The organism is Nocardia sp. NPDC059180, assembly GCF_042754945.1.
In the GTDB taxonomy this organism is placed as follows: Bacteria; Actinomycetota; Actinomycetes; order Mycobacteriales; family Mycobacteriaceae; genus Nocardia.
In genome coordinates, this window is the sequence record NZ_JBHZBU010000005.1 from 140,770 (window position 1) to 156,826 (window position 16,057).

General features: G+C 66.8%; 19 protein-coding genes. 13 read left to right on the top strand and 6 right to left on the bottom strand.

The annotated features are described in order from the left end of the window. Positions 1-2: 2 nt before the first annotated feature. The 4 genes from ACFXNW_RS17850 (at position 3) to ACFXNW_RS17865 (ending at position 4,640) form a co-directional block, all read left to right on the top strand. On the top strand, positions 3-989 hold the full coding sequence (locus tag ACFXNW_RS17850; protein WP_379418799.1) for an SDR family NAD(P)-dependent oxidoreductase: 987 nt from the start codon (positions 3-5) through the stop codon (positions 987-989). Further along, positions 979-2,649 carry an AMP-binding protein gene (locus ACFXNW_RS17855; RefSeq protein WP_379418800.1) on the top strand — a complete coding sequence of 557 codons (1,671 nt, stop codon included), beginning with the start codon at positions 979-981 and terminating at the stop codon, positions 2,647-2,649. Before ACFXNW_RS17850 ends, ACFXNW_RS17855 begins: the two co-directional genes overlap by 11 nt. Then, positions 2,646-4,127, top strand: coding sequence for a flavin-containing monooxygenase (locus ACFXNW_RS17860; RefSeq protein WP_379418801.1), 1,482 nt, complete (start codon positions 2,646-2,648; stop codon positions 4,125-4,127). Before ACFXNW_RS17855 ends, ACFXNW_RS17860 begins: the two co-directional genes overlap by 4 nt. Before the next feature lie 81 nt (positions 4,128-4,208). After that, entirely contained in the window at positions 4,209-4,640 is a 432-nt protein-coding gene (locus ACFXNW_RS17865; RefSeq protein WP_379418802.1) for a lipase family protein, read from the top strand. On the opposite strand, the gene ACFXNW_RS17870 is transcribed toward ACFXNW_RS17865, so the two are convergent. Together ACFXNW_RS17870 and ACFXNW_RS17875 are read right to left on the bottom strand one after the other, a co-directional pair. Beyond that, complete coding sequence (locus ACFXNW_RS17870) at positions 4,606-5,148, bottom strand: YaeQ family protein (RefSeq protein WP_379418803.1); 543 nt, start codon at positions 5,146-5,148, stop codon at positions 4,606-4,608. The genes ACFXNW_RS17865 and ACFXNW_RS17870 overlap by 35 nt on opposite strands. 143 nt (positions 5,149-5,291) lie before the next feature. Then, the gene (locus ACFXNW_RS17875) at positions 5,292-5,645 is read right to left on the bottom strand and encodes a DoxX family protein (protein ID WP_379418804.1); all 354 of its coding nucleotides are present in this window, start codon (positions 5,643-5,645) and stop codon (positions 5,292-5,294) included. Positions 5,646-5,735: 90 nt separating this feature from the next. Between ACFXNW_RS17875 and ACFXNW_RS17880 the strand changes: the two genes are divergently transcribed. Next, positions 5,736-6,629, top strand: a complete 894-nt coding sequence (locus tag ACFXNW_RS17880; RefSeq protein ID WP_379418805.1) for a LysR family transcriptional regulator — start codon at positions 5,736-5,738, stop codon at positions 6,627-6,629. A 406-nt stretch (positions 6,630-7,035) separates the two neighbouring features. After that, entirely contained in the window at positions 7,036-7,896 is an 861-nt protein-coding gene (locus ACFXNW_RS17885) for an SGNH/GDSL hydrolase family protein (RefSeq protein ID WP_379418806.1), read from the top strand. 58 nt (positions 7,897-7,954) lie between these two features. Here ACFXNW_RS17885 and ACFXNW_RS17890 read toward each other — a convergent pair whose 3' ends face one another. Further along, positions 7,955-8,146, bottom strand: coding sequence for a hypothetical protein (locus ACFXNW_RS17890; protein ID WP_379418807.1), 192 nt, complete (start codon positions 8,144-8,146; stop codon positions 7,955-7,957). Beyond that, positions 8,143-8,481, bottom strand: a complete 339-nt coding sequence (locus tag ACFXNW_RS17895) for a hypothetical protein (protein ID WP_379418808.1) — start codon at positions 8,479-8,481, stop codon at positions 8,143-8,145. Before ACFXNW_RS17895 ends, ACFXNW_RS17890 begins: the two co-directional genes overlap by 4 nt. Before the next feature lie 304 nt (positions 8,482-8,785). On the opposite strand from ACFXNW_RS17895, the gene ACFXNW_RS17900 reads away from it, so the two are divergent. Beyond that, positions 8,786-9,643 carry a helix-turn-helix domain-containing protein gene (locus tag ACFXNW_RS17900; protein ID WP_379418809.1) on the top strand — a complete coding sequence of 286 codons (858 nt, stop codon included), beginning with the start codon at positions 8,786-8,788 and terminating at the stop codon, positions 9,641-9,643. After that, on the top strand, positions 9,640-9,834 hold the full coding sequence (locus tag ACFXNW_RS17905; RefSeq protein ID WP_379418810.1) for a DUF397 domain-containing protein: 195 nt from the start codon (positions 9,640-9,642) through the stop codon (positions 9,832-9,834). Before ACFXNW_RS17900 ends, ACFXNW_RS17905 begins: the two co-directional genes overlap by 4 nt. 167 nt (positions 9,835-10,001) lie before the next feature. Here the strand turns inward: ACFXNW_RS17905 and ACFXNW_RS17910 are convergent, their stop codons facing one another. Continuing rightward, entirely contained in the window at positions 10,002-10,706 is a 705-nt protein-coding gene (locus ACFXNW_RS17910; protein ID WP_379418811.1) for an NAD(P)-dependent oxidoreductase, read from the bottom strand. A gap of 91 nt (positions 10,707-10,797) precedes the next feature. Between ACFXNW_RS17910 and ACFXNW_RS17915 the strand changes: the two genes are divergently transcribed. The 4 genes from ACFXNW_RS17915 to ACFXNW_RS17930 all read left to right on the top strand — a co-directional run bounded on the left by ACFXNW_RS17915 (position 10,798) and on the right by ACFXNW_RS17930 (position 14,065). Further along, positions 10,798-11,469: a TetR/AcrR family transcriptional regulator C-terminal domain-containing protein gene (locus ACFXNW_RS17915; protein WP_379418812.1), complete on the top strand. Its 672-nt coding sequence runs from the start codon at positions 10,798-10,800 to the stop codon at positions 11,467-11,469. Between the two features lie 33 nt (positions 11,470-11,502). Further along, positions 11,503-11,910 (top strand): VOC family protein, encoded by a 408-nt coding sequence (locus ACFXNW_RS17920; protein ID WP_379418813.1) that lies wholly within the window; start codon positions 11,503-11,505, stop codon positions 11,908-11,910. Between the two features lie 434 nt (positions 11,911-12,344). Further along, positions 12,345-13,328: an alpha/beta hydrolase family protein gene (locus ACFXNW_RS17925; RefSeq protein WP_379418814.1), complete on the top strand. Its 984-nt coding sequence runs from the start codon at positions 12,345-12,347 to the stop codon at positions 13,326-13,328. Between the two features lie 317 nt (positions 13,329-13,645). Beyond that, complete coding sequence (locus ACFXNW_RS17930; RefSeq protein ID WP_379418815.1) at positions 13,646-14,065, top strand: pyridoxamine 5'-phosphate oxidase family protein; 420 nt, start codon at positions 13,646-13,648, stop codon at positions 14,063-14,065. Positions 14,066-14,403: 338 nt separating this feature from the next. On the opposite strand, the gene ACFXNW_RS17935 is transcribed toward ACFXNW_RS17930, so the two are convergent. Next, on the bottom strand, positions 14,404-14,694 hold the full coding sequence (locus tag ACFXNW_RS17935; protein ID WP_379418816.1) for a hypothetical protein: 291 nt from the start codon (positions 14,692-14,694) through the stop codon (positions 14,404-14,406). Between the two features lie 416 nt (positions 14,695-15,110). On the opposite strand from ACFXNW_RS17935, the gene ACFXNW_RS17940 reads away from it, so the two are divergent. Continuing rightward, positions 15,111-15,974, top strand: coding sequence for an arylamine N-acetyltransferase (locus ACFXNW_RS17940; RefSeq protein ID WP_379418817.1), 864 nt, complete (start codon positions 15,111-15,113; stop codon positions 15,972-15,974). Positions 15,975-16,057 lie beyond the last annotated feature (83 nt).

Below are 16,057 nucleotides of genomic sequence, written 5' to 3' on the forward strand. Positions count from 1 at the left end.
GAATGTCGACACAATTTCCCTCCGGCCCTTCGCGATTGGTGCACCATCCGATCGCCCGCGCCGCGGCTCGCATCATCGGTCCGCGCGGATTGCGGGACACGGCCAGGCTGCGCCGGGAGGTCGAGGACAAGGTCGTGGTGATCACCGGCGCCTCGTTCGGCGTGGGGGAGGCCACCGCGATCATGCTCGCTGAAGCGGGCGCCCGGGTGGTGCTCGGCGCACGATCGCTGGATCGGCTGCGCGAAGTCGCCGACGCCATCAATGCCAACGGCGGCCAGGCGTCTGCCTACCGGCTCGATCTGACCGACGAGGCATCGGTGTCGGAGTTCGCCTCGGCAGTGTTGTTCGACTTCGGCGGTGTGGACTATCTGATCCACAATGCGGGCAAGTCACTGCGCCGATCGATACATCTGTCCTACGACCGGCCCAAGGACATCAATGCGACCGCGGGCGCGAACTACGTCGGTCCGATGCGCCTGACGCTGGCGTTTCTGCCGGGGATGCGGGAGCGCGGCAGCGGCCACATCGTGAACGTGTCGACGGTGGGGATCATGTTCCCGGTCGTGCCGAAGTGGGGGTTCTACCTGTCGTCGAAGGCGGCGTTCGACTGGTGGATGCGTGCGGTGGGTATGGAGGCCCGCGCGGACGGAGTCACCTCGACCACCTTCTACGCCGGGCTGATGCACACCAGGATGAGCGCGCCGAGTCGCTGGATGCGGTTGCTGCCAGGGCAAACTCCCGAGGACGCGGCGCGGGTGATCGCGCGGGCGGTCGTGCGCAAGCCGCGCACGATGACCCCGATCTACGGTCACCCGTCGGCGATCGCGGTACCGCTGCTTCGGCTTCCGTTCGAGATTCTGCTCGGTCTGTTGTATCGCCGACTGGGTGACACCCAGATGTCGTTGGCGCGGGTGGCAGCGGGTTCGCCCGAACGCACGTCGGCTCTGACCGCCGCACGCAACGGTGAGGTGCCCATCGATGCCCACTGATCTAGCACGCACGGCACGGCAGTACGCCACCTCGGTGCCCGCGATCCTCGCCTCGGGAATGCTGGCGCCGGTCTCACCGCGCGCCGCGACGCAGCTCGCGCGCAGTTTCCACCAGTTCGGGCCGACCCCGGCGATGCTGCTGGCCGCTTCCGCGATCCGCCACCCCGACCGGGTCGCGATCATCGACGACGTAGGACAGCTGACCTACCGGCAGCTGCACAGCAGGTCGAGCGCGATCGCGGCCGCACTGTTCGCGCTGGCACCGTCGGCGCCGCGGTCGGTGGGCATCGTGTGCCGCAATCACCGCGGGTTCGTCGAAGCCATGTCCGCCGGTGCGCAATTGGGTGCCGAACTGGTCTTCATCAATACCGAACTGCCGCCGCAACAGTTGCGGGCGATTCTGGCTCGCCACAACCCCGACGTGCTGATCTACGACGACGAATACGCCGCCGCAGTAGCGGAATCGGGGTATGCGGGAGTTCGGGTCTCGGCCTGGAGTGCGCCTGGTTCGCCTCCCACGTCGCTACCGACGCTGGATGAGCTGGCCACCCAACGGCATCCGCTCCCGCCCCGGGTGCGGCGCGCGGTGAAGATCACCCTGCTCACCTCGGGCACCACCGGCTTGGCCAAGGGTGTTCCGCGGGCGGTGAAGCCGCGTGCCATCGCCCTGCTCTGCGCGACGGCCATGGGCATGATCCGGCTGCGTTCGGCCGATGTGGTCGCGGCCGCGCCGCCGTTCTTCCATGGGTTCGGCCTGGTGGCGTTGCTCGGCCCGCTTGCTTTGGGTGGGACCGTGGTGACCCGGCGTCGATTCGATGCGGCGCAGACCTTGGAAGACATTGCGCGCCATCGGGTCACGGTGCTGATGGGTGTGCCGGTCATGCTGCAACGTCTGCTCGCGGTTCCGGGGCTCGACCCCGCACCGGCGCTCAGGTCGTTGCGGATGATCGTCACCGGTGCCGCGCCGATCACCCCGGCGACGGTGTCGGGGGTCATTGATACGTTCGGTCCGATCCTGGTCAATGGCTACGGTTCCACCGAAGGCGGTCTGGTGACCATCGCCTCCCCACAAGATCTGGTCGAGGCGCCCAATACCGCCGGGCGTGCGGCGCTAGGCGTGTCGGTGCGCATCCTGCGCGGGAACCATTCCGAGGCAGCGGTGAACGAAACCGGCATGATCTTCGTGCGCAGTCCGCTGGACTACACCGGTTACACCCCCGACGGCACGACACGGCCCCCGGCCAAGGAAATTGTCGACGGGCACGTGAATACCGGCGATATGGGGCATTTCGATGCGAGCGGCCGCCTCTATATCGACGGCCGATCCGACGACATGATCGTCTCCGGCGGCGAGAACGTATTCCCCGGTGAGGTCGAAAACCGCCTCACCACACATCCCGGCGTGGCCGATGCTGTGGTGATCGGGGTGGACGACACCGAATACGGCCAGGTCATGCATGCCTTCGTCGTCGCAGCAGATGCAGGGCAGCTGCCCTCCGAGGCAGAGCTGAAGCAGTACGTCCGCGACGGTTTGGAGCGCTACAAGGTGCCCAAACGGTTCATCGTCGTCGATGAGATTCCCCGCAACGCCGGCGGCAAAGTGCTGCGTTCGCTCCTGCAAGCGCCCGATGCGAACCCATCGGCTCCTCGAAAGGCATGACCATGACTCCTCGTGACCCGTCGATCGTGATCATCGGCGCAGGCGTCGCCGGAATCGCTACCGCGGTGACGTTCCAGCAGGCCGGTTTCCACAATTTCGTCATCGTGGAGAAAGGTTCCGACGTGGGCGGGGTCTGGCATTGGAACCGCTATCCCGGCCTGACCTGCGATGTGCCGTCACAGCTGTATCAGTTTTCCTTCGCCCCGAAACCGGACTGGTCGCGGATCTGGGCCGAGGGCAGCGAGATTCAGCGCTATCACCGCGACGTCGTCGAACGTTTCGGCCTCGATAAGCATCTGATGCTCGACAGCGAAGTCAACGACGCCGTCTTCGGCGAGCAGGGCTGGGAGCTGTCCTTGTCCGGTGGCCGATCGCTGCGCGCGGACTTCGTGATCGCGGCCACCGGTGTACTGCACCATCCGTTCACTCCGGACATCCCCGGTCGCGACAGTTTCGGTGGGGCGATGGTGCACACCGCACGCTGGGACGATTCGATCGACACCGCGCACAAACGGATCGCGGTCATCGGCAGCGGATCCACCGGGGTGCAGATCGTGTCGGCGCTCCAGCCGCAGGCGGACAAGCTCGTGCAGTTCGCGCGCACCCCGCAGTGGGTGCTGTGGGCGCCGATGGGGTTGCCGCAATCGAGTGTGGTCGCGAAGCTGCTCGGAACCGTGCCGGGTCTGCATGATCGGGTGTATGACGCCGGGCTGTGGGCGTCGGGGCTGCTGGCGGATGTGGTGCTGCATCCGACGTGGCGGCGCACGGTGGTGCAGCAGTTCGCCCGCTGGTCACTGGGTGCCCAGGTTCGCGATCGGCGGTTGCGGGACAAGCTCACCCCCGACTACGAGCCCCTGTGTAAGCGGCAGGTTCTGTCGGGCACCTACTACCAGGCGATCTCGGCACCGAATGCCGAACTGGTGACCGAGGCGATCACCGAGATCACGCCCACGGGTATTCGCACCGCCGACGGTGTGGAGCACGAGGTCGACGTCATCGTCTTCGCGACCGGGTTCCACCCGCACAACTACATGCGCCCGATGAATCTGCGCGGCCGCGATGATGTGACGATCGATGAAGCCTGGGCGAAAGGCCCTCGCGCCTACCGGATGACCGCGATCCCGGGGTTTCCCAATCTGTTCACCGTGCTCGGCCCGAACTCGCCGACCGGATCGATCTCGCTGCAATATTCGGCCGAACTCACCGCCCGCTACATCACCCGCTGGCTGGAACGTTTTCGCGCAGGCGAATTCGACACCGTCGAGGTCTCCGAGGAGGCGACCTCGAGGTTCAACGACTCCGTCGCCGAGGCCATGGGGCCGACGGTGTGGAACACCGGTTGCAACTCCTGGTACTTCACCGATCAGCACACCATCGACCTGTGGCCGTTCGACCGCGCAACGATGACTCGGCTGCTCAGTACTCCTGAGGACCGCGACTTTCTGCTCACGCGTAGCCGCGATACCGCGGTCATCTGAATCAATCCAGTTCACAAAGGGGTGTTGGATGACAACGGAATTCCTAGTCGGAAGCCACCCTGGACCCGGCCGCTGGTCGCCGTGGTTGTCCTCAACGGTGTGGTGCCCGGTGTGATCGGCGGCGCCGCACCGGGTCTCATCGGCTACGTCCTGAACGGCATGGTCGCCGACTACCCCGACATCGCGCCGCTGGTCCACCAGACCCTGAACGACGCCGGACGCACCATGCTCGCCGAGGTCGCCACGACCTGCGTCGCCGAAACCGGTCTGCGGACGATGTTCCGTCCGACCACCTTCTACGCCAACGGCGCACGTGCAACTCGACAGAACCACCTGGCTACCCCCGCTGCTGCCGAGCCTGGCAGTGGGGCATCTGCTGGAATTCCTGCCTGCCACTGTTGCTGCGCACGACTGGATGACCCAGCGCTTCGCCGGGACACCAGCCCCGGCCAACTGCTCGGCGCTACCCTGACGCCGCCTATGCGAGCCGGTGTTCCTCGACTGAGGTGCTGAAGCCTGTTCCGTTGAGGTCGAGATAGAGCAGGCGTTCGGTGATGGAAACAGTGGCGGTGTTGCGGCGGTCGATGGCTGCGGCGGCGGCGTCGATGGTGGGGCGGTCGAAGCTGTAGAGGGGGATGGCTTCGGCGTTGTGGATGCGCTTGCCGGTGAGTGCGGCCAGGACTTTGACCGGGTCGCGGTGGGTGTAGATGGCGACGCGGTCGGCGAGTTTGCTCGCGCGGTGGATGCGGTCGGCGTCGGGGGCGCCGATATCGATCCAAGTGGTGAGGCGGCCGGTCAGGTCGCGGACGAGGACGGCGGGCTCGTCGGTGGAGGAGACGCCGCCGTCGCTGAAGGTGATGCCGTCCTCGTATTCCAGGCAGTAGGCCAGCAGGCGGGTCAACATGAACTCGGCGGTTTCGGAGGGATGGCGCGCGACCCGCAACTCCAGGTCCTGGTAGACGCCGCGATCGACGTCGGCCAGCTGGATGGTGAAGGTGTGCAGGGTTGCGCTGAGGGCCATGAGCGGGAGCTTACGGTGAGTATGCGGCAGCGTCGGCGCCCGGCCGATCGCGTCGACGGGCGGCCCTGGTCGGTCGGAATGGTCGCGTGACGGCGCGATCCCCTCTGGCCGCGGGTTCCCGCGCTCGGGTGCACAGCCGGCACTCAGCCGAGGTAGTACGCGAGGGTCACGGCGAAGTTCACCGTGACGAGCGTGAGAGCTATCCCTGGGTTGATGAGATCGAAGTCGCGGACACGAATATGGGCGATCATCGCGCACCCGAAATGCAGGACGAGCCCGCCGGCAGCGGCAATGCCAACGGCGGGCAGCGCGAACCCGGCGACCAAACCCAGTGCCCCGGCGAGAAACACCACGCCGATCGGCCGCGTCCACGACAGCGGTACCCGAACCTGTTCGGCTGCGGCGACGGTCACCGGATGCTGGGTGAAGTTCATCCACACTCCGCCGAATGCGCCGAGCGCGGTGAGGCAGGTCAGGGTCACATACAGGGCGAACACGGGTGGGCCTTCCTTCTTCGACGAGATGCATTTCCAGCCTCGCCGCCGACCCCGTTGCCCGTCCAATACCTGCATCCATAACCTGATGGCATGGATGTCGACACCCGGCTGCTGCGCTATTTCGCGGTGGTCGCCGACGAGGGCAACCTCAGCCGCGCGGCCGAACGGCTGTACGTGTCCCAGCCCTCGCTCACCAAACAGATCCGCCGTCTGGAGGAACTGCTCGGTGTGCCGCTGTTCGTCCGGTCCCGCGCCGGAATGACGCTCACCGAACCGGGGCAGGTGCTGGCTCGTTCGGTGCCGTCCTTGCTGGTCGACTGGCAACGCGTGGTGACCGAGGTGAAAACCGCGGCGGCCGAACACGCCCGGGTGCTGCGGGTCGGATTCCTCGCCAGCGCGGCGAATGAGGCGACACCGGACATCATCGGCGCGTTCAGCGAACTCCGGCCCGGCTGGCGGGTGGAGATGCGGCAGAGCTCCTGGTGGGATCCGACGGCCGGGCTGGCGGCGGGCGACGTCGACGTCGCACTGCTGCGGGTGCCGTTTCCCGGCCAGGAATCCTGGGGCATCGAGGTGCTGCTGACCGAACCTCGCGGGGTGATGCTGCCGAGCACCCACCCGCTCGCCGGCGCCGAGACCATCGCCTTCCCTCAGCTGTGGGACGAGCCGTTCATCGCCGCTCCGGACACGACCGGCGAATGGCGGGACTATTGGCTCGCCACCGGCGAACGCCAGGGGCACCCGGTGCGGATCGGCGCCGTCACCGAACACACCGACGAATGGCTCAGCGCGATCGCCAACGGTTATGGCGTCGCCCTCGCACCGGAATCGGCCGCGCGCTATTTCCAGCGCCCCGGGGTGGTGTATCGCCCGGTGACCGGTATCGCGCCGACACAGGTCGCTGTGGCCTGGGATCCGGCCGTCGGCGCGACATCGGCCGTGCACGACTTCGTCGCGAGCTGCCTGCGCTTTCGTCAGAAGTGAGCTTCAGCCGAGGGTGCTCTCACTCCGGAGCTGCGTGAGGCGGCACTCGCCTGCGGCGGCTACAGGGTGACCATGGTCGTGCGCGACCAAGAGTGGGGTTGCCGTGATGCTGTGGGAGATCCAGCCACGAAGTCAGCCCACAGGGCCCTCCATACCGCGCTGGCGATGTCCGGGGAGGCGGGTGCGCCGGTAGGCGCAGGCTCGGTCGGCCTATCGATGCAGGGTCGCCGACCGATCACATCGGCATCGCCTCGTTCCCAAGCCGCGTTGAGCTAGGTGGTCGGGGTGAAAGTGGTCCGGCCGACCTGATGTCTCGCTATGATGCCAACTATTGAGACGACGTCGTCTCAATGGTGGTGCGGCAGCTCTGCGCCGAACTGCCGTCGTTCGAATGCGAGGACATCTCATGCGCATCACTCGCCACCGCCTCGTCGCCATGGTCGCGCTGTCAGCGCTCGCCCTTTCGCCGGCGGCAGCTCATGCGGCTCCCGAAGCGTCCGGCGGTGCGCAGTATGTGGCGCTGGGTGATTCCGGTGCCGCGACTACCGGAGCAGTGGACATCGATCCGACCGCGCCCTTGGCATGTATTCGGTCGAATTCGAACGCGCCGACGCTGGTGGCGCGGCAACTCGGGCTCGAGCTGGACGATCGCACCTGTAGTTCCGCCAAGATTCCCGACCTGATGCGCTCGCAGTCTCCTGGCGTCGCACCGCAATTGGATGCGCTGGGGCCGAACACCGAGATCGTGACCCTGCACATCGGTGCCAATGACGCGAACATGACGAGATACATTCTCGGCGGCTGCCATGCGGGCATCGCGACCGGCGGCTGCGCGGCCGCCGCCGACCCGCAGTGGGATGCCGACATCGACGCGATCACCCCCGCCTATGCCGCCGCCCTGGACGAGATCTCGCGACGCGCACCGCAAGCGACGATCTTCGTCGATGGCTGGCCGACCTATCTCGGCGACTCGAGCTGCGCGCCGATGCTGGGTCTGCGCGACGCCGACGCGCCCTACATTCAATCCAAGTTCGCCCGCCTCAACACCGTCGTCGCCCGCGAAGCCGCCGCCCACGGCGCGATCTACCTCGACACCGTCGCGGCCTCACCGCCCGCAGGCATGTGCGCCGACCCTGCGGTGCGCTGGTTCGACCCGATCATCGCCGATCAGACGCTGCTGCCGTACCACCCGACGCTGGCGGGCCACCGGGGCGTCGCCGACCGCATCGTCGCCACGATCACCAGCTCCGGCGTCCTCGACCGTTGACCGGTCCCGCATCCGCTGCTGCTGATGCGCGGCACCACCTCGACCGCAGCGCTCGGCGTCACATATGCGGCCAGTCTGCGGGGACCATCCGCTTCGCCTGCACCAGGCGGATTTTCGCCTGATGGCGGATCGGGCAGTTGGTGGTCAGGCAGTGCCGGTGCTTTTGCATTACCAAGTGGGCGTTGGTGACGTCCATGACCGGCAGGCGGGCGTGGCCGAGCAGGGGCTCGAGCATGGATTCGGTGATCATTCGAAGGTCTCCAGGTTCTTCAGTGGCCAGCGGGCGTAGACGTGGAAGGGGTCGAGCGTGATGACGTCGACCTGTTGTTCCAGCGCTCGGAACGCATGGTCGAGATGGATGAGTGAGGGCACGAAAAGGGCTTCGGCCCTAAGACGGCGGATGGCATCGGTGATATCGGATTCCCAGAACGAGGGTTCGGGGCCGAAGACGAAAACAGGCTGCTCCAGCGCATAACCGAGCCGCGCCGCCAGCCGTTGGATGCGCGCCTCGTCCCAGCGTGTCGAGGTTTTCGGCTCATCTCGAAACCGGATGAGCCCCAGCGCGACCGGTGTATCGTCGTCCACATCATCCTCACGATTCGTTGGGTGCCACCAGGGCCGGGGCGAGGGGCAATCGCCATCCGCAACCCGCGCTCCACGGCATCGTGCAGATGTCTGTTCCGGGCTTTCGCAGGGGGCACATCCCCCGGAACAGCTGGCCCGGCCCTGGTGACCGGCGTCAGGAAAACACGGCTCTGCCAGCGGATTCCAGTTCTTCAGGGGTGCTCAGGAGAGTTCGCCGAGTTCCCCAGAGAGGGCTCCGTCGGTGGGCTGAATCCCATCCATCACAACCATGGGTAGCCATCCACGAAGGGGGAAGGTGACCGCAATGCGGACGAAGCCGGTACTGACAAACATGCCGCGACGGCAGCTCGGACGGGACTTGCGCGAGATGCGGCAAGGTGCGGGATTGTCCATCGAGCACACCGCGCGCCTGCTCGGGCGAGGGGCGACAACGATCCAGCGCCTGGAAATGGGTGAAGCCAATGTGATCCGAATGAGCGATATCGAGGGCTTGTGTGAGGTCTGCAATGCCATGGACAAGCTGCCTCGACTGCGACGGCTTGCGGATGAAGCCGAATCGACCGATCGGGGATGGTGGCACCAGTACCGAGACGTTCTGGCCGGAGATTTCGCGTCGTATCTCTCCCTGGAGAGCCGTGCGACGAAACTGACTCAGTACCAGCCGTGGGTGTGCCCGGGTCTGCTCCAGACTCCGGCGTACACGCGTGCTCTGTTCGAGATGACGGTCGAGCCCGGCAAGCAACTAGAGGACGAACTCGCCGCCAGGGCGAAACGGCAGCAGATGATCACTCGCAAGAGGGCGCCGATCCAGTTGGACGTGGTTATTGAGGAATTCGTGCTGCGACGTCCGCTGGGTTCGCGCGGGGTGATGGCGGATCAGGCTCGGAGCCTCGCGGATGTTCCGGATAATGTGGAGCTGCGAATAGTACCAATCGGCAGGCCGTATTCTCCTGTCGGACACGTCGGTTCATTCGTGATGCTCGACATCGTCGACGAGCCGGCTGTCGTCTACATCGAGAACTTCGACGCAGACATCTTCTATGACCGCGCACGCACGATCGAGTCATATCGTCGCGCGCACGAGACGTTGAAGCAGGTAGCGTTGAGCCGAGGGGACAGCAAGCTGCTGCTCAGGCGGATAGCAAGGGAGTACACGCAATGAAGTTCGACCTATCCGGCGCGCGGTGGTTCACGTCGTCCAGAAGCGTGCAAGGGAAGGAATGCGTCGAAGTAGCCCACCTCGCCACCGACCACGTAGCCGTCCGCGACTCCAAAAACCCCACCGTCCCAGCCCTCATCTTCACCCCCACCGCCTGGGACACCTTCCTCACCACCACAAAGCACACCCCCTAACCCGAGCCGCCCACAAGGGAGACATGAGACTGAGCTTGTCGGCGTGTCGCCAGCCTCACGTCCCCTCGTCGCAAACCCCGACCGCCGACTACTAGACGTTTCGTACCCCCAAGCCACTCCGCGCACGAGCGGCACATGAGGCAGGGCGTATCGGCGTGTCGCCAGCTTCATGTACCACTCGTGGCACGACTGGCGCTGGGGGAGAGGCGGCCGACTATGGCGGGGGATTGGTGGGTGAGGGTGTTGTCGGTGAGGGCTTCGACCATGAAGAGGGCGAAGTCGGTGCGGCGGGTGCGGTTGGTGGCGAGGGCTGGGTCGCCGACGTGGGGGCGCCAGATGGGGAGGCCTTGGGGTTCGCCCTCTTCGAGGTCGCTGGCGCGGACCAGGGTCCAGCGGCGGTCGCTGGCGAAGATGCGGCGGGCGGCCTCGACCTGGTCGTCGATTTCGACGGCGCGGACCAGGCGGGCCAGCCAGGTGGTGATGCGGACGATCGCCTTGAATCGCCAGGTGTATTCGTCCTTGTCGTCGCGGGCGACGTGCCAGCCGCAGGAGAAGATCAGGCGCGCATCGGGGTCGGCGTAATCGAGTACTGCCTGCGCTGTGCCCGACGAGTACTGCTGGATTCCCCAGGGGGCGAGCACCGTCAGTACACCGTCGCATCCGGCGACTGCCGTGCGGATCACATCGCGGTCGTTCGTCTGGCCGGGGACGATCGTGATCCGGTCCGCGACCTCGGCGAGCTTCGGCACACTGCGTTCACGGCATACGCCGACGACCTCGTAGCCGCGCTCCAGCGCATGCCGGACCATGTACTGCCCGAGCTTGCCCGAGGCGCCGACGATGCACACCTTCCGCATCTGATCTGTGGTCATGTCCTGCTCCTGCACTCGTGTCGGCAGTCGTACTTACGGTGTAAGTCACGCTATGCTTACAACGTAAGTACGTCAAGGGTGAAGGAAGCGCATGGTCGACAAGGGCACCGCCCGGCGGGGGAAATCGACGCGGCCGCCGCTGAGTCGGGAGCGGGTCATCGCCACCGCGATGACGCTGGCCGACGAGAAGGGGGAGGCCGGGGTCACCATGCGGGCGATTGCCGCCGGGCTGGGCGTCGAGGCGATGTCGCTGTACAACCACGTGGCAGGCCGCGACGACATCCTCGACGGGATGGTCGACGCCGTCTTCGCCGAAATCGACCTCCCGGCAACGACTTCGGACTGGAAGAACGCCATGCGTGAGCGCGCCGACTCGACCCGCGCGGCGCTCGGCCGCCACCGCTGGGCCGTCGGGCTGATGGACTCGCGCAGCCATCCGGGCCCGGCGACCCTGCGCCACCATGACGCCGTGCTCGGCGTGCTGCGCGCGGGCGGCTTCTCCGTGGCGATGGCCGCGCACGCGTTCTCGGTGATCGACAGCTACATCTACGGATTCGTGCTCCAGGAGTCGAGCCTGCCGTTCACCAATCGTGCCGAGCTGGACGAGGTCGCGACCGGCATCCTGCGCGAGGCGACCGACGCGTACCCGCACCTTGCTGAACTCGTTGCCGACCACGCGCTGCGGCCCGAGTACTCCTACGCCGACGAGTTCGATTTCGGGTTGTCGCTGATTCTCGATGCGCTACATCCCGGGGAAGGCTAGGCGGAGATGGATCCGCGCTACGCTCGGGCCACCATGCCCGATCTGCACGGAATCAATCATCTGACCCTTTCCACCACCGACCTCGACCAGTTGGTGCGCTACTACACCGAATTGCTCGGAGCGAGGCTCGCATTCGAGCGTGCCGCTGCTGATGACGATCCCCGGATCGCCGTCATCGATGTCGGCGGCGCCGATCACCTGATGATCGTCGAAACAGAGAACGCCTCAACGGCTGAGCTCGACCCGCTCGGCCGCGCGGGGTGGGGGCTGCGGGTGGGGACCTACGAACAATTGGCGGAGGTTCGGGAACGCATCTCGCGCGCCGGGTGGCCGGTCGAGGAGATCGAGACATTGCCGACGCAATGGACGATGACGGCGCGCGATCCAGATGGGCGGCCCGTGGATATCCGAGCCCATCGCCCGCGCGTCGCCACGTCCTGATCGGTCAGGCCACGTGGTAGCCGTTGACGATGATCTGGCCGGTTCTCCTGTTCTGTGACAACGCGGTACGCCCGGCGCCGAACAGTGATGTCCCTTCCCGACCCAGCGATTCCACCCGCTCGGCGGATGGTTCACCACTTTCCGACAGCCGCACGGCGTGAGCAAGCCTCGGATACCTCGTGGTGATGCTCGTGACGTGTTAGTTCTGCGCGTGCCCGCGCGATCATTCCGACCGCGCCGACCCGGGGCCGGCGGCGACCTATCGGGAGCGATCGGTGGTCGTCGATGACCGGCTCGCCAGAACGGCTGTCGCGACCGGCCGGCGATGCGGCTGCGGCCCTTGCAGGAAGGTTCTCGCGCACACCGAGATCCGGAATTCGACACCCCGCGTCGGATGCCGGACGCCGCGCTCGTCGCATGACACCATCCCTCGAATGAGGCGCGGGATACGGGTTTCCGGTTGGATGCTGTCGGTCGTAGTCGGGGTATGCCTGACGGTGCTGGGTGCGCCGGGGGTGAATGCGGAGCCCGGATGTGTCGTGCAGGTGCGGCCCGTGACGGTCGGGGTCGATGGGGAGACTGCGACCGGCCGGGTGTACGAACCGAGTGGATGCGCGGGGCCGGGTGGCGGGCTCGTGGTCGCGGCGCACGGACACGACGGATCGTCGGCCGACTTCGCCGAGTATCTGACCTCGATCGCACAGCGGACCGCTACACCGGTGCTGGTGATGGATCTGCGGAGCGGGGCCAGCGCGTGGCGCACCGGCGAATGGAATCTGTGGGCCGGTTGGCGGGATCTGGTGGCGGCCACCCAGTGGTACAAGAACGAGCATCCCGGCATCGTGCGCACGGTGCTGTGGGGCTGGAGCCAGGGCGGGACGACCAGCGGGCTCGCCGCCGCACACGGCCCGCGCGGGTTGTTCGACTACTGGGTGGACAACTACGGTCCCGCCGACGTATTCACCCGCTGGATGGGCGCCGCCGGTGACCCGGTGATGCGCGCCGAGATCGAACGCGACGCCGGTGGATGTCCGCCGGTGGCGTGCCCGCAGGCCTATGTCGAGCGTTCGCCTGCGCTGGTGGCGGGGCGGATGGGTGTGCGGCGCGCCTTCTTGATCCACGGCACCGCCGATCCGGTGGTGCCGTACGCGGCGAGCATGCAGATGCGGGCGGCGCTGCTGGTGGCGGGCAAACCGACGTCGATGTACACCGTCGTCACCGGCCGCGACCTGAACGGCGCCGTCGTCCCAGGCGATCACAGCATCGGTCCCGCGTTCTTCGAGGGCGGCTGCGTGGTCGAACGCCTGCTCCTCGGTACCGAACCCGTCGACGGGCTCGACCGCGAGTACCTCGTCGACGTCGCCGCCAATGTCGTCACCGCCCCACCCGCGCCCCGCAACGCCAAATGCGCTGCCTGAAGTCCGCGAGTGGTACTTGGCTGCGGCGAGCCGCCCTTCGTCGGTTCATCGAGCGAAGCCACTGACGCGCCGGCTGCACCATCCGGCCGGTGTCGGAACGCTCGGCGGCGCGTCCTGCAAGCCGCACCTGATCGGCATGTGACGAGCCCGGCACCGTCGACCAGCCCGGCCATCGACCGGTCACGATTTGCGCGGGTGCTGCCATCGCCTGCCCGTCGGCGGCAGGGCTGGTTACGTCGCGGATGCGGGCGAAATAGATTGCGGGATCGTCGGGTTGGTCCCTGGTGGTGGGTTACGCGACCGAAGGGAATTGACGGATGGCGAAGATGACAGTTGCCGAGCGTGAGGCGTTTCTGGCCGAGCTGCATGTGGGCGTGATCGCGATCGAGCGCCCGGACCGTGCGCCGCTGGCGGTGCCGATCTGGTACGGGTACGAGCCGGGCGGTGAGGTCGTCGTCTGGATGGACAATGGGTCGGTGAAGGAGAAGCTCATCCGGGCCGCAGGCAGGTTCGCGTTGAGCGTCCAGGTGGAGCAGGCTCCCTACCGGTACGCCACGGTGGAGGGCCAGGTCATCGCGATCGAACCGGCCACCCTCGATACCGCCCGCCCGATCGCGGTGCGCTACCTCGGTGAGGAGGAGGGCACCGCCTACGCCGCAAACACCCTCACGGGCGATTCGATCATCATTCGGATGAAACCGGAACGCTGGCTGAGCGCAGACCACTCGAAGGACTAGTCCCGCAGGCGTTCCGGACCGGCAGAGTCGGCAAACGTCGAGCGCAGCCGGGCGCGATCATCCGCCATGCTCGACGTCTCACCCCCTGCACGATCTACCCGAACGAACGAGAACGGCCCACCGCGCAGTTCCGGCCGTTGCATGGCGTTCTTCACCGAGAGTTACGAGACGATCTGTCATCGGCTGTCCACGCGGTTCGGGACTACCGGTGCGGGCGGCGCCGAGCAGATCGGCAAGTGCTCGCCGCCCTCGGCGGCATGGACCGATCGGCGCTCGGGAGGGTGCGCGCCGAACCTGCGGGAACCCGTGCGGGCGTTCGCTGGGTTCGGCGCGAGGCCTCAGCGGTCGGCGGGCGGCTGCGGCGGCTTTCCGTCGGGGCCGACCGGCGGCGGGCACGGCTTGCCGTCGGCGCCGATCGGCGGCGGCAGTGGCTTGCCGTCCGGGCCGATCGGGGGCGGCAGCGGCCTGCCGTCCGGGCCGAGCGGCGGGGGCGGGCAGCCGTCGGCCGGAACGGCGGCGAGCGTCACCGAGCCGCCGTCGACGGGCATGGCCATGGCCGATCCGGTGGCGATCAGGCCGAAACCGGCGATCGCTGCCGAGACGAGGACGCTTGCGGTCCGAAGCCTCATATCGAAATCCTCACTCGAATGTGGTTGTCTTACAACGACTTGGACGCAGAAGTGGGCGCCCGGTTCCCACTGTGACTGCAATGTGACGGCAATCACTCCGGATGTGCTCGGTCTGATGACCGATCTGTCGCCCGCTGGACTGCCGTCGATCCGAGCAGCTTCGCGGGCACCGCGCACGCTCTGCCGGCCGTACTGCTGGACAACCGGGCTCCCCGCGAAGACTCATAACAATTGCCCCTGCCAGTGCCAGTCCGACCCCTCGAATGGGTAGGTGCAGGGCGGATGCTGTCGCCCCCGCGCCCTGCGGGATGCCGAATTCCGTCCCACGTCGGAGCGGCGACTGGTCGAGCAGAGCCCGGAACATGTGCGGGCGCGCTGTCGTTGTCCGAGTCGACAGCGACGAATCGAGGACTTCAATGAGCAAGCCTGCGGATCCGGCCTACCACTGGAACGGTGCCGAACTCGACCTGGACGCGTACCTGTCCCGGATCGGCTATGACGGCGAGCGTGCACCCACCCTCGCCGCGCTCCGGGCGCTGGTGGCCGCGCACACCACCTCGATTCCGTTCGAGAATCTCGAGGCGGTCCTCGGCAGACCGGTGCCGCTGGATGTGGAGTCCTTGCAGGACAAACTGGTGCGGCGGCGGCGCGGCGGGTACTGCTACGAGAACGTCGGGTTGTTCGCGGCAGCGCTGGAACGGTTCGGGTTCGGCGTCACAGGGCTCAGCGGGCGGGTGACCATGGGCTCCGGTGGGCTGCGGCCGGCGACGCATGCGCTGCTGCGCGTCACCACCGGCGATGACGACCGGGTGTGGATCGTGGACGTCGGTTTCGGCGCCGGACCCGCGGCGCCATACGAACTCGCCGACTCGAACGGTGAATTCACCCTGGGGGACTGGCGTTTCCGCCTCGAACACGGCCACGGCGAACTCGACAGTGAGCTGTGGACGCTGCACCAGTTCGCCCGCGACGGCTGGGTCGACCGCTACACCTTCACCCTGAACCCGCAGTACCGCATCGACTACGAGGTGGGCAACCATTTCGTCTCCACTTCACCTCGCTCACCGTTCACGCAGCGCCCGTTCGTGCAGCGCTTCCATCCGGCCGTCCACCACATTCTCGACGGCGCGACCTGGACCACCGAGCACCCCGACGGCACCAGCGAATCCCGCGAACTGGAACTCGGCGAACTCCCCAAGGTGCTCAGCGAAGTCTTCGATATCGACCTCACCGACGAAGACACCACCGCCTTGATCGCGGCACCGTGGACCACGCGGTGATCGTCATCGGACCGAGTGGCACCTGACATCTCGGCTCGACCTCTACGCGAATCAAGCGGTCCCCACCGAACCCGCTGATCAGG

Coding starts and splice junctions, on each gene's coding strand:
- ACFXNW_RS17850 (WP_379418799.1), top strand. CDS start 3: ATGTCGACACAATTTCCCTCCGGCCCTTCGCGATTGGTGCACCATCCG.
- ACFXNW_RS17855 (WP_379418800.1), top strand. CDS start 979: ATGCCCACTGATCTAGCACGCACGGCACGGCAGTACGCCACCTCGGTG.
- ACFXNW_RS17860 (WP_379418801.1), top strand. CDS start 2,646: ATGACCATGACTCCTCGTGACCCGTCGATCGTGATCATCGGCGCAGGC.
- ACFXNW_RS17870 (WP_379418803.1), bottom strand. CDS start 5,148: ATGGCCCTCAGCGCAACCCTGCACACCTTCACCATCCAGCTGGCCGAC.
- ACFXNW_RS17880 (WP_379418805.1), top strand. CDS start 5,736: ATGGATGTCGACACCCGGCTGCTGCGCTATTTCGCGGTGGTCGCCGAC.
- ACFXNW_RS17885 (WP_379418806.1), top strand. CDS start 7,036: ATGCGCATCACTCGCCACCGCCTCGTCGCCATGGTCGCGCTGTCAGCG.
- ACFXNW_RS17890 (WP_379418807.1), bottom strand. CDS start 8,146: ATGATCACCGAATCCATGCTCGAGCCCCTGCTCGGCCACGCCCGCCTG.
- ACFXNW_RS17900 (WP_379418809.1), top strand. CDS start 8,786: ATGCGGACGAAGCCGGTACTGACAAACATGCCGCGACGGCAGCTCGGA.
- ACFXNW_RS17905 (WP_379418810.1), top strand. CDS start 9,640: ATGAAGTTCGACCTATCCGGCGCGCGGTGGTTCACGTCGTCCAGAAGC.
- ACFXNW_RS17910 (WP_379418811.1), bottom strand. CDS start 10,706: ATGACCACAGATCAGATGCGGAAGGTGTGCATCGTCGGCGCCTCGGGC.
- ACFXNW_RS17915 (WP_379418812.1), top strand. CDS start 10,798: ATGGTCGACAAGGGCACCGCCCGGCGGGGGAAATCGACGCGGCCGCCG.
- ACFXNW_RS17920 (WP_379418813.1), top strand. CDS start 11,503: ATGCCCGATCTGCACGGAATCAATCATCTGACCCTTTCCACCACCGAC.
- ACFXNW_RS17925 (WP_379418814.1), top strand. CDS start 12,345: ATGAGGCGCGGGATACGGGTTTCCGGTTGGATGCTGTCGGTCGTAGTC.
- ACFXNW_RS17930 (WP_379418815.1), top strand. CDS start 13,646: ATGGCGAAGATGACAGTTGCCGAGCGTGAGGCGTTTCTGGCCGAGCTG.
- ACFXNW_RS17935 (WP_379418816.1), bottom strand. CDS start 14,694: ATGAGGCTTCGGACCGCAAGCGTCCTCGTCTCGGCAGCGATCGCCGGT.
- ACFXNW_RS17940 (WP_379418817.1), top strand. CDS start 15,111: ATGAGCAAGCCTGCGGATCCGGCCTACCACTGGAACGGTGCCGAACTC.